The following is a 12,560-nucleotide window of genomic DNA, read 5'->3' as shown; positions in this document are numbered from 1 at the left end:
AAACTCAAAGGTCCGTTCTGTGATCGGCTGCGGCTCAGACATCATCTATATTCAACACTCAAAACCTTATTATCTCGCGATCGCTTCTCATCCTTTTTGAATTCTGAATTTTGAATTGGTATTGCATCCCCTAAATCCACATCCCATAACTCCTCCACTACCCAATTCATTCCCCACTCCTTCCACCCACTTGATCGCAACTGACCCACAACTGACACTTTAGATGTAAGCTAAAAACTGGATTGCATATGCATTCCAGATGCCGAGGGCAGCAACACCTGCCACACAACTGCCGCACAAAGCTTCCATCCTTATCTGTTTTTCTAGAACTTTTCACCCCGGAGGCGAGAGCGATCGCTCTCAAAAGTACGAACTTTTGTTAGAATCTTGTCTCCCTGACTGGCCTCAATCACTTACGCCTTCTGCCATTCAACCCTTTTTGGATACGCTCGTCTCATTTGTAACGCGATTTCAATCTCTCTTCTAGTTGTGAAATATACAGTCACGACCTTTCACATAAATCCTGTACTTTTGTAAAATTTGCGATCGCTATAGGGCAGTCGGGAGAGATGGCGATCGCTCAATCACATCCTGGATAAGCCTTTTCGGAATTATTTTACTTGTAAAGAAAGATGGGACAATGCATAGGACTTTATGCTAAGCGCAAAGCGGGATAGCAAGGCAGCGGCACCATTTTTCCGTAAAGTGCTCAAGGGTCAGCACATCCAACCTCCAAGAGTCATTACAGTGGACAAGAATGCTGCTTATCCAGTGGCACTGGAGGTGCTCAAAGCAGAAGAGACGATTGAACAAGAGACCGAATTAAGGCAGAGCAAATACCTCAACAATATCATTGAGGAGGATCATCGTCATATTAAACGAGTTGTAAAACCGATGATGGGGTTGAAGACGTTCAATAGTGCAAGAAGAACGTTGAGCAGAATCGAAGCGATGAATATGATTCGCAAAGGACAAGTAAAAGGAGTCAACCAAGGGGACAGTGTGTCTGAAGTGAAATTTATCGAAGCGATTTTTGGAATTGCTGCTTAAGGAAATGCCAACGATACCGAGCGTTTGTCCTTTATAAGTTTTTGCGACACAACCTCAAGTTGCCACAGTTGGGGCACTTGAGGCGAACACACTTGAGCCCTTTTGCTTTCGTCGCTATTGGTTGGGGGCTACTTCGTGCCATACGTCTCGGCGAATCACATCCCGTTCATAGCTTATCGAAATTTGTGGTTAATTCTCTAGTTGGCTTTGCTACCCTAGTTTTTTTGCGACACAACCGCATTAAGTTGGGGGTCAACTTGATGAACTCAAGTGAACTTAAACGAACCTAAGTGGTGTGAGTTGAACGAATGTTGAAGAATGGAACATAGCTATAACAACAAGGGATAGTGGTAGGCGATCGCTACGGTGGTATGAGTGTAGCTGCTTGTTAGATCTGAGGGATGACTTCATCAGGAGAAAATTCAAATGATTGCTTTACCTGGAGTTACCATTCAACGCAAGAGCTACGAGAGCTCAGTGGCTCTGGTCTATCGAGGCATGAATGAGGAGGATGGCCGAGCGCTTGTCATCAAGGTACTGAAGCAAGATTATCCTTCCCCTCAAGAATTAACGCGCTATAGGCAGGAATATGCGATTATCCGTTCTCTAAATATAGAAGGCGTGATCAAAGCTTACAGCCAGCAAGCGTATCAGCGTACCCTCGTTACCCTGCTAGAGGACTTTGGGGGTGAGTCCTTAGATTACTGGATACAGCAACGTTCAGGCTCCTGTTTCATGCCCTTAGACACGTTTCTCCAGTTTGCCATCAACCTCACAGATATTCTAGGCAAAATTCATGCTGCTCATGTTATTCACAAGGACATTAATCCTGGAAACATTGTTCTGAATCCCGATACGGGTGTTGTCAAAATCATTGGCTTTGGCATTGCCACTCAGTTCAGTCGCACAAATCCGACGTTCAAAAGTCCGCATGTTTTAGAAGGCACACTCGCCTACCTTTCTCCAGAACAAACCGGGCGGATGAACCGGACGATCGACTACCGCACCGATTTTTACTCACTCGGGGTGACATTCTACCAGCTGCTAACTGGACAACTGCCGTTTCCCACAACAGATGTCTTAGAGTTAGTTCACTGTCACATTGCTAAACAGCCTACTCCACTGTATGAACTCAATGGAACGATCCCTGAAGCCGTTTCAGATATCATCTTAAAATTAATGGCGAAGAATGCGGAGGATCGCTATCAAAGCGCTTGGGGCATCAAAGCAGATTTGGAACAGTGTGCTGAACAATTAGCAGCAAGCGGTCAAATTAATTACATCCGACTGGGGCTGCAAGATACTTCAGACCAGTTTCAAATTCCCCAGAAGTTGTATGGACGCGACATGGAGACAGCCGCATTATTGGCAGCATTTGAGAGAGTAACAGGGAGAAGTGACACGGAGATAGAGAGACACGGAGATGTAGGGAGTGATAATGTTCCAACGTCTGCTGAAATGCTGTTAGTCTCTGGCTATTCTGGAGTGGGTAAATCGGCGTTAGTACAAGAACTCTACAAACCCATCACAGCAAAGCGCGGTTATTTTATCTCTGGTAAGTTTGACCAGTTCCAGCGCAATGTTCCCTATAGTGCCATCGTCGATGCCCTACGAAAATTGGTGCAGCAACTCCTTAGTAAGCCCGATGAGCAGGTGCAACAGTGGCGATCGCGCCTACTTGCAGCTTTGGGAAGCAACGGGCAAATCATAATTGATGTGATCACAGAAGTGGAGTTGATTACGGGTAAGCAGCCGCCCGTACCGGAAGTGGGAGTTGTGGAAGCTCAGAATCGTTTCAATCGCATTTTTCAGCAGTTTATTCGAGTGTTTTGTTCTAAGGAGCATCCGCTCGTGATCTTCTTAGATGATTTGCAGTGGATCGATTCAGCCTCACTCAAATTAATCGAACTGATGATGCTGGATGAACAGACTCAATATCTATTTTTAATTGGAGCCTATCGAGATAATGAAGTAAATTCAACGCATCCATTAGTATTAATGCTGGAAAGGCTGCGACAACAAGGGGCGGTGCTTCAGGAGATTGTCCTAGCACCTTTAACGCTGGAACCGTTGAGTCAGCTGATTGTTGAGACGCTGCATCAGGATGCTGAAACCGTTTGTGCTCTGGCTCAGTTGGTGTTACGAAAAACGGAGGGCAATCCTTTCTTTGTCAGCGAATTTTTGAGAATGCTGTATAGCGAAAGTTTGTTGAGTTTTGACGGATCACATTTAAGCTGGCGATGGAACATTGCTGAGATTAAAGCCCAAAACATTACTGATAATGTGGTGGAGTTGATGCTCTTAAAGCTGAAGAAACTACCAGAAGAAACCCAGCAAATCCTCCGGTTAGCTGCCTGCATCGGCTCTGAATTTGATTTAGCTACATTGGCGATCGTGTGTAAGAAATCGCCCCAAACGGTTTTTCAGGATTTACTACCAGCGGTACAAGGAGGGTTCATTCAACCCCTGTCTGAATTAGATGAGGACTTGTTAGTTCAAGAATATAAGTTCTTGCATGACCGAGTACAGCAGGCTGCCTATGCTTTGATTCTTGATGATCAAAAGCAAGTAACGCACTACTCTATTGGACAACTCCTGCTCAGCAGGCTCCCTGAGATCAAACAAAGTGAGATGCTTTTTGATATTGTCAACCACATCAACTTCGGTCAATCATTTCTGACCCAGAAAGATGAAAAAGAGAAAATAGCACGACTTAATCTGGCTGCCGCTCAAAAAGCCATCTCTTCTACAGCTTATGAAGCCGCGATTCGGTATCTTGAGACTGCCATTGGCTTGCTCGAACCAGATGCTTGGATGAGTCAATACGGCTTGATGTTCAATCTGTATCGGACTCTCTGTGCAGCACAGTTGAGCAATGCTAGATATGAGCAACTAAATGCCACAACCAAGGTAGCTTTAGAACACATTTCTTCTGCCGTCGATCGCGCAGATGTTCATGTTTTTCAAATCACTCAATATACCCTACAAGGCGAATGTAAGGAAGCAGTTCAAACAGGTCTAATCGGATTGCATGAGTTGGGGATTGAGATTAAAGGCAAGAATTTGACAGAATTAGTCCGTGAAGAGTTTGCCGCTGTTGCCGAAAGCTTAGAAAATCGCTCAATTTCCTCGCTTTTAACTTTACCAACAGTGAGTGATCCGGTGATTCAAGCAATGATTAGATTGCTAATTGCTGTAGATATACCAACTTACATTACGGCTAGTATTGAACTTTACTGCTTCGTCAGTTTAAGAGTAGTTCGTCTCTCCATTGAACATGGAAATATTGCTGAGTCTATTAAGGCTTATGCAAATTATGGTCTTCTCTTAGGCTTGATGCAAGGGCAATATCAACGAGGCTATGAGTTTGCAGATTTGGCGGTGCAGCTTAGCTACAAGCTAAACAGTAAATCCCAGCAGTGTAAGGCTGAGATGTTGTTTGGAGGCTTTATTCAAGTTTGGTCAAAGCCTCTAGCAGGGGCAGCTACAATCAATTACAAAGGTTTTTTGGCAAGCATGGAGTCGGGAGATGTACAGTTTGCAGCCTATAACTTAGTCGGTAACATTTTTAATCGCTTATTTCAAGGAGAAAATTTAACAACTGTTGCAGAAGACAACAAAAAATATCAGCTGGTGGCGGAGCAGATTCAGGATGAGCTTGCGAAGGTAGCACTGGCTGGAGCTAAATTTTTCATCGCAAAACTTACTTTAGGGCAAGCGGCACAGGAACACGATCGCTCGCTCAGGGAGACAGAAAAAATAGTTCATCAGGGTGAAACCTCACAAATACAGTTCTCAATTTGTCTTTATTACATTCTCAGAATGCATCTTTCCTGTTTAACAGCAGATTTTGAGCAAGGTCGCTATTATCTCGTTGAAGCGGGAAAGATCCTAAATTCTATCGTAGGATTTACAACCTACAGTAGTTATTTCTATTATGGTTCTCTGATTCTACTCAACCTGTATCCTAGTCTATCTCAAGCAGAACAAAGGGATGCGCTGGAGCAGATTCGATCAAATCAGGAGCGCTTGAAAGCATGGTCAGATAGTTGTCCAGAAAACTTCTTACACAAGTTTTGTCTCGTTGAGGCAGAGAATGCGCGAGTCTTGGGTCAACTTTCTGTAGCAGAAAACTTGTATGAACAAGCCATTCAAGGAGCTAAGAACAACGAGTATCTGCAAGAAGAAGCATTGGCCTATGAATTAGCCGCCAAACACTACTTAGCGCGAGGTCTGGAAAAGTTTGCCCAGCTTTACATGAAGGAAGCTCACTATTGCTATGAACGATGGGGAGCAACAGCAAAGGCTAGAGATTTAGAAACTCGTTATCCTCAACTGTTTCCTCAGTCTTCTAACGTAGTTTCTACACAAGTTCGCACCACGACCGGAACCATTTCAAGTACCTCACATACTGCTCTCGATTTAGCGACGGTGATGAAAGCAACTCAAGCAATTTCGAGTGAAATTGAATTGGGGCGGTTGCTCCATTCTCTAATGCAGATCCTAATTGAGAACGCTGGTGCACAAACCGGATGCTTGATTTTAGAAAACTCAGGAGAATGGGTGATTGAGGCTGCTTGTGAACTGAATGAGGGTGAGCAAGTGTCTGCTACGCAAGTGTTGCAATCGATTCCAGTTGTAAACCGTTTGCCTGAATCAATCATTCAGTATGTGATCCGAACTCATCAATCTGTGATTTTAAGTGATGCAACTCGTGAAGGGAATTTTATCAACGATCCATACATTCAACGCAACCACACTCAATCAGTACTCTGTTTGCCACTGCTGAATCAAAGTAAATTGGTTGGTGTGTTGTACCTGGAAAACCAATTAGCGGCTGGAGCTTTCACACCAGAACGATTCTCCGAAGGAGACGCTACGCGATCGCAGGTTTTGCATCTGTTATCAACCCAAGCAGCCATTTCAATCGAAAATGCCAAACTCTACTCAAAGCTAAGCGATAGCAAAAATCAGCTCAATCAATTTCTAGAAGCGGTTCCAGTAGGAATTGGGGTCTTGGATACGGGGGGTCGCCCTTACTATGTCAATCAACAAGGCATTGAGCTATTAGGCAAAGGCGTTGATCCTACCGTAACACCCGATCAGCTGGCAGAGGTTTATCAAGTTTATCGGGCTGGGACGGATCAAAACTGTGCATCTGAGATGATGCCAATCGTCCGAGCGTTAAGGGGCGAACGGACAAGAACCGATGATTTAGAGATTCACCAAGGCGAGACGATTATTCCTATTGAGGCATGGGGAACTCCAGTCTTTGACGAACATAAGAACGTGGCTTACGCGATCGTGGCTTTTCAAGACATCACGGAGCGGAAACGATCGGAAAAACTGTTAGCTGATTACAACCGTGCCCTAGAGCAACAGGTAGCAGAACGAACGGCAGCTTTACAGCAAAGCGAAGCAGAACTGCGTGCGCTCTTTTCAGCCATGCCCGATCCGCTCTTGGTGGTGGATGCAGAAGGACATATTTTGAGAGCAATCCTTTTAGAGAAGTTACATCAGCCGATCAATGAACAGGTGGGCCGAACATTATACGAAATCTTTGAGCGATCGCAAGCCGATATATTTCTTGACTATATTCGGCAAGCATTGCTCACTCAGCAACCTCTGACAGTAGAGTATAGTTTGGTGATGGAAAGACGAGAAACCTGGTTTGCAACTCGTATTTCTCCCATTTCAGACCATGCTGTGATTTGGCTAGCAAGAGATATCACCGATCGCAAACGTGCTGAAGCAGCCTCTATTCTAGAAGAGCGCAACCACATGGCACGGGAAATCCACGACACTTTAGCACAGGCATTTACAGGTATTATCATTCATACTCGATCTGCCTCCGATGAGGTAACAATGGATGCAGAAAAAGCGCAAACTCTCCTCACTCAGATCCTCGACTTAGCTCGTTCTGGACTTGCGGAGGCACGTCGTTCAGTAGAGACACTACACCGCCCATACCTTTTAGAGAGCAGCAACCTACAGGATGCCTTAAACCGTCTTACTGCTCAATTGGACTCCTCGATCGCAACCCAAATCGTCTACGAAGTCATTGGTACAGCCTATCCCTTACCCTGTGATTTGGAAAATAATCTGTTTCGGATTGGGCAGGAAGCTTTGACAAATGCAATCAAATATGCAGAAGCGCATGAAATCCGAATTGAACTGGTCTATGAAACGACCCAATGCATCTTACGAATAAAAGACAATGGGCAGGGATTTGATATAGAAAACCAGGCGATGAGAAATGGCTTTGGTCTACTGGGGATGGCACAACGGGCTGAACGCATTAAAGCTGAACTAAAGATTCAAAGCCACTTAGGGCAAGGGACGGAGATCGTGGTATCTATTGATCGGGAGTAAGTCAGCATGAATCAGCCCAGCCGCATTCGCGTTCTTGTTGTAGACGATCATCCCGTTGTTCGCCAGGGTTTGATCGGGATGTTAGAGAAGGCTCCAGATATCTTCATTGTTGGTCAGGGGCGAAATGGGCATGAGGCGATTACAGTGTTTCAGCACGAGAAGCCTGATGTGACTTTGATGGATTTACGGATGCCTGAGATGGGAGGCGTTGAGGCGATTACAGTGATTTGCAGTGAGTTTCCTAACGCCCGGATTATTGTGCTGACCACGTATGACACTGATGAAGAGATTTATCGAGGATTGCGAGCAGGAGCAAAGGGATATTTACTGAAGGACTCTGAGCCAGAAGAACTATTAACAGCAATTCGGACAGTGATCAGGGGGCAACAGTACATTCCCCTCAATGTGGCTGCTAAGCTAGCCCAGCGGATGACTGCCCCAGAACTGAGCGATCGTGAGCTAGAAGTTCTCCAGTTAGTCGGGCAGGGGATGAGCAACCAGGAAATTAGCACGGCTCTAAATATTAGTGAAAGTACAGTGAAGACTCATATCAACCGAATTTTAAGCAAGCTAGACGTCAAAGATCGCACCCGAGCAGCGATTATTGCGTTGAAACGCGGAATTGCTAACTTATAGAAACAAAGATGGTTTTCTGCCTGGATTAACAATCGTCGCCAGTCATCACTGTAGAGCGAAGGATATCGGTTTACGAAGCAAACAATTAAACCTAAGTTTGATCCAAACCCCAACTTAAGTTCGGTTCGTTCTACTTCCTCAAGTTGATCAAAATACAGACCATAAATTGACTACAATCCTAAGCAAGCCTCATACACTAAACCCACACAAACGATTATGGGGTTGAAGGGAAAAGATTTCAGAGTACACGCGATGAATCTTTTTTCCTCAAAGATTTAGAATGAGCGATATTATTTCTGACGACGCCCTTAGCGATTCTCTAACGGAGATACAGAGTGAACGCAATCAATTAGTTGTACCCCCTTCTGAGCAAGACCATCGACAAGGAGAGTTGAATGCCCGCGTTGTGCTTGTTGAGTATGGGGATTATCAATGTCCTCAATGCGGTGAACTTTATACCTCAATTCAGGCGATTCAACGCCAGTTTGAGGCGACCTTGTTTAGAAGAGGTTCTTTATGCTTTATATTCCGACATTTTCCTCAACCTCAAATCCATCCTCAAGCTCAAAAGGCAGCAGCAGCGGCAGAAGCAGCAGCAGCACAGGGGCAGTTTTGGCAGATGCACGAGATGTTATTGAAGCATCAGCAAGAGCTGGGAGATGGGGATTTAGCAGAATACGCTGACAATTTGGGACTTGATGTGACTCAGTTTATTCGAGACATTGCCCGGAAAGTGTACATTGATCACATCGATCAAGACATTGCCAGCGGAATAGAGAGCGGGGTGGTTAGCATTCCAGCTTTATTTATCAACGGTGTGCGTTATGGAAACGATTTAGAGCTTGAGCCACTACTCGTTGCGTTGGCGCAGCCCGTGCGGTAGCACGTTCGCTGAAGCTTTCCACGACTAGTAGTTTCGATAATCAACTGCATCAGTGCGGCTCTTATCATGATTTCCTTACCCAATATGTTCCTCAAGCAAGCTGTAGCTCGAGTTTCTAGAACGGTGCCATTGCAGACGGTTTTGATTGTGCCGTTTATGCTGCAAACGTTTGTGACGGTTGGCTTAGTAGGGTATTTTTCCTTCAGAAATAGGCAGGAAGCCATCAACGATCTCGCCAGTCAACTGCGACGCGAACTGACGAACCGGATCGAAGGCAAACTACAAACCTATACCGAGATACCCCATAACATCAATCGGCTTAATGCCAGTACCTTCGCTCAGGGAAAAATTGTCCCTAGTGTAGTCAAAGGTGAGTTTCCCCTCTGGCAGCAAATTCAGATTTATCCAATGGTGAGTGATATCTACTGTGGCGATCGCACCGGTTCTCTTCTAGGGGTGCGACGTAGCCCTGCCGATCGGTCCATTGAACTGCGATCGAGTAACGTTACTACAGATCATAAACTCTACGGCTACAGTCTTGATCGCAACGGTCAGGGAGATCAGTTAGTCAGTCAAGGCAACAAACCCTTTGATGCACGGCTTCGTCCCTGGTTCAAAGCAGCGGTGACGGCAGGCGAACCCGTTTGGAGTGGAATCTATGCCGACTTTGCCAGCCAATTGCCAACGATCACTGCCAGTACGCCTGTCTATAGCACTACTGATCGATCGCTGTTGGGAGTCTGTGCCACCGATGTATTTCTGCCGAATGAGATGAGTCGTTTTTTGGCGAGCCTGCAAATCGGCAAGACAGGCATCGCCTTTATTTTAGAGCGCTCAGGACAACTGGTTGCCACCTCCACCGGAGAGGCGGTTATCAGTAGTGGAGCGGTGGCAAATCGATTGTCCGCAGTTGAGAGCCGTAACCCTACCGTACGAGCGACTGCTGCCTATTTGCGCGAACATTTCAGCAATTTGTGGCAGATCCAAACTGCGGAACAGCTTGATTTTGATTTCGATGGCAGGCGGCAGTTAATTCAGGTAATGCCATTCAAAGATACTCGTGGGCTGGATTGGCTGATTGTTACGGTATTGCCTGAATCCGATTTCATGGCAAAGATTAATCAGAGCATTCAGACGACGATTCTGCTTTGTATTGCGGCTTTGCTGCTTAGCATTGTGATCTGCATTTTGATTGCCCGCTGGATCACTAAACCGATCGTTAGCGTCAGTCAATCGGCAAAAGCGCTAGCAGACGGGGAATGGAATCAGACGGTAGAAATTGAGCGATCGGGCGATTTGGGCGAACTGGCTCGATCGTTCAACCAGATGGCACACCAGCTTCAAATCGCATTTGCCAAAATGCAGTCTTTAAACCAGACCCTTGCCCAAAGTGAAACCCGCCTCCAGAAAATTTTGGAGTCGGTTCCGGTAGGAATCACGGTTCTGGACGCAACGGGTCGCCCTTATTACGCAAATCAGAAGGCAATCCAACTCTTGGGCAAAGGTGTACTGCCGTCTATTACCCCAGAGCAAATTGTCGAGGTCTATCAACTTTATGTGGCAGGAACCGATCGCCCTTACCCAACTGAACAACTGATGATGATACGAGCACTAAACGGTGAACAGGGCAGGGTGGATGATATCGAAATTCACCAGGGGAATCGGATTATTCCGATTGAAAGTTGGGGGACTCCAATTTTTGATGAGTCTGGCAACATTTTGTATGCGATCGCCGCCTTTCAAGACATCACCGACCGCAAGCAAGCAGAGAAGCTTTTAGCCGAATATAGCCAGACCTTAGAACAGCAAGTCACTGAGCGAACGTTGCTGCTTTCTCAAGAGATTGAAGAGCGTCAACGAGTGGAAAGCGCTCTGCGATACAGTGAAGAGCAACGCAGGCTGACAATGGACTTGACCCATATCGGCAGTTGGAACTGGAATATTTTGGAGAATACAACCGAGTGGAATGATAACCACGCTCGATTGCTGGGGTTAGTTTCTAACGAAGTGGAGAGTAGCTATCAAGTATGGCGCGATCGGGTTCACCCAGAGGATGTTGAGCGAGTCGAGCAAGCAGTTGCGCTCGCACTGGCAACACATACCGATTTTGAAGCTGAATATCGCGTGCTCTATCCAGATGGAAGTGTTCACTGGCTAGTTGGCCGGGGTCGAGGCATTTACAACGGAGCAGGACAACCTGTACGAATGTTGGGAGTGATTTTGGATGTTAGCGAACAGCGAGACGCTGCACTACGTGAACGCAAACGTGCTGAAGCAGCGTCAATTTTAGAAGAACGTAACCGCATGGCACGCGAGATTCACGACACGCTAGCGCAAGCCTTTACAGGTGTTCTGGTTCACATGGGAACCGTTTCTCAGTTAGTGACCATTAAACCAGAAGCCATACAAACTCATATTGATATCGTGCGTGAGCTAGCTCGTAACGGACTGATAGAGGCTCGACGTTCCGTTGCAGCACTGCGTCCTCAGTTACTAGAAGATGGCAACCTCTGGACAGCGCTGGAGCAATTTGTTGCCACGATGCAATCCTCAACAGAGGCCCGCCTGACTTATGAGGTGATCGGCACGCCCTATACGTTGCCCCCTGACGCTGAGAATAACCTCTTGAGAATTGGACAGGAAGCGTTCACCAATGCAGTCAAGTATGCTCACGCGAACGAAATCCGGATTGAATTAGTTTATGAACCCGCCTCGTGCTATTTACGCATTAAAGACAATGGACGCGGGTTTGAAGTTAGTCCTACCACTATCAGTCGAGGATTTGGTTTATCGGGTATGACCGAACGAGCAGAACACATTGGCGCACTGCTCTCGATTGAGAGCCAATTGGGGCAGGGAACAACAGTGATCGTATCTGTACAGCGGGAGTCAGCAACATGAGTCAGCCTACAGCTATTCGCGTTTTAATTATTGATGACCACGCAATTGTGCGACAAGGACTGGTTGCAATGATTGACAATCAACCAGATATGACGTTGGTGGGTCAAGCGGGCAATGGACAGGAAGCGATCGACCAATATCGCCAGCTACAGCCTGATGTCACCTTAATGGACTTACGGATGCCGCAGGTGAGTGGTGTGGATGCAACGATGGCAATTTGTGCTGAGTTTGCCCACGCACACATTATTATCCTGACAACCTACGATGGGGATGAAGATATCTATCGAGGATTACGCGCCGGAGCCAAGGGCTATCTGCTCAAGGATGCCGAACCTGAGGAACTCCTCAGTGCCATTCATGTTGTTCATAGGGGTCAGCAATACATTCCCGCTCACGTTGGCGCTAAACTAGCGCAGCGGATAAACCATCGAGAGTTGAGCGATCGCGAACTAGAAGTCCTTCAATTGGTAGCTCAGGGGATGAGCAATCTGCAAATCAGCGCTGCCTTAAATATTGCTGAAAGCACTGTTAAATCGAACATCAACCACATCTTGAGCAAACTGGGAGCGAAAGACCGCACACAAGCGACCATTATTGCTCTGAAGCGAGGAATCGCTAGCTTGTAGCTTAGTTATGTGAACTTGAAATGGGTGATAAACCTAAACTTAAGGTGGGTGTTATGCCAGCACCTGAGGTTGCTCAAATAGCGATCATCTTG

General features: G+C 46.2%; 6 protein-coding genes. All 6 read left to right on the top strand.

The genetic code is table 11. The features are described from left to right. The first annotated feature begins 654 nt into the window (after window positions 1–654). A complete protein-coding gene (locus H6F72_RS23070; protein WP_242017084.1) occupies window positions 655–1,050 on the top strand; it encodes a DDE-type integrase/transposase/recombinase in 396 nt (131 codons plus the stop codon). A 426-nt stretch (window positions 1,051–1,476) separates the two neighbouring features. Then, the gene (locus tag H6F72_RS23065; protein ID WP_190441405.1) at window positions 1,477–7,422 is read left to right on the top strand and encodes an AAA family ATPase; all 5,946 of its coding nucleotides are present in this window, start codon (window positions 1,477–1,479) and stop codon (window positions 7,420–7,422) included. 6 nt (window positions 7,423–7,428) lie between these two features. Then, complete coding sequence (locus H6F72_RS23060) at window positions 7,429–8,058, top strand: response regulator transcription factor (protein WP_190441402.1); 630 nt, start codon at window positions 7,429–7,431, stop codon at window positions 8,056–8,058. 280 nt (window positions 8,059–8,338) lie between these two features. Beyond that, the gene (locus H6F72_RS23055) at window positions 8,339–8,941 is read left to right on the top strand and encodes a DsbA family protein (RefSeq protein ID WP_190441399.1); all 603 of its coding nucleotides are present in this window, start codon (window positions 8,339–8,341) and stop codon (window positions 8,939–8,941) included. 66 nt (window positions 8,942–9,007) lie between these two features. Then, window positions 9,008–11,842 (top strand): PAS domain-containing protein, encoded by a 2,835-nt coding sequence (locus H6F72_RS23050; RefSeq protein ID WP_190441396.1) that lies wholly within the window; start codon window positions 9,008–9,010, stop codon window positions 11,840–11,842. Beyond that, on the top strand, window positions 11,839–12,468 hold the full coding sequence (locus H6F72_RS23045) for a response regulator transcription factor (protein WP_190441393.1): 630 nt from the start codon (window positions 11,839–11,841) through the stop codon (window positions 12,466–12,468). Before H6F72_RS23050 ends, H6F72_RS23045 begins: the two co-directional genes overlap by 4 nt. The last annotated feature ends 92 nt before the right edge of the window (window positions 12,469–12,560 follow it).

The organism is Trichocoleus sp. FACHB-46 (genome assembly GCF_014695385.1).
GTDB lineage: Bacteria > Cyanobacteriota > Cyanobacteriia > FACHB-46 > FACHB-46 > Trichocoleus.
This window is presented reverse-complemented; position numbering and strand designations above follow the sequence as displayed.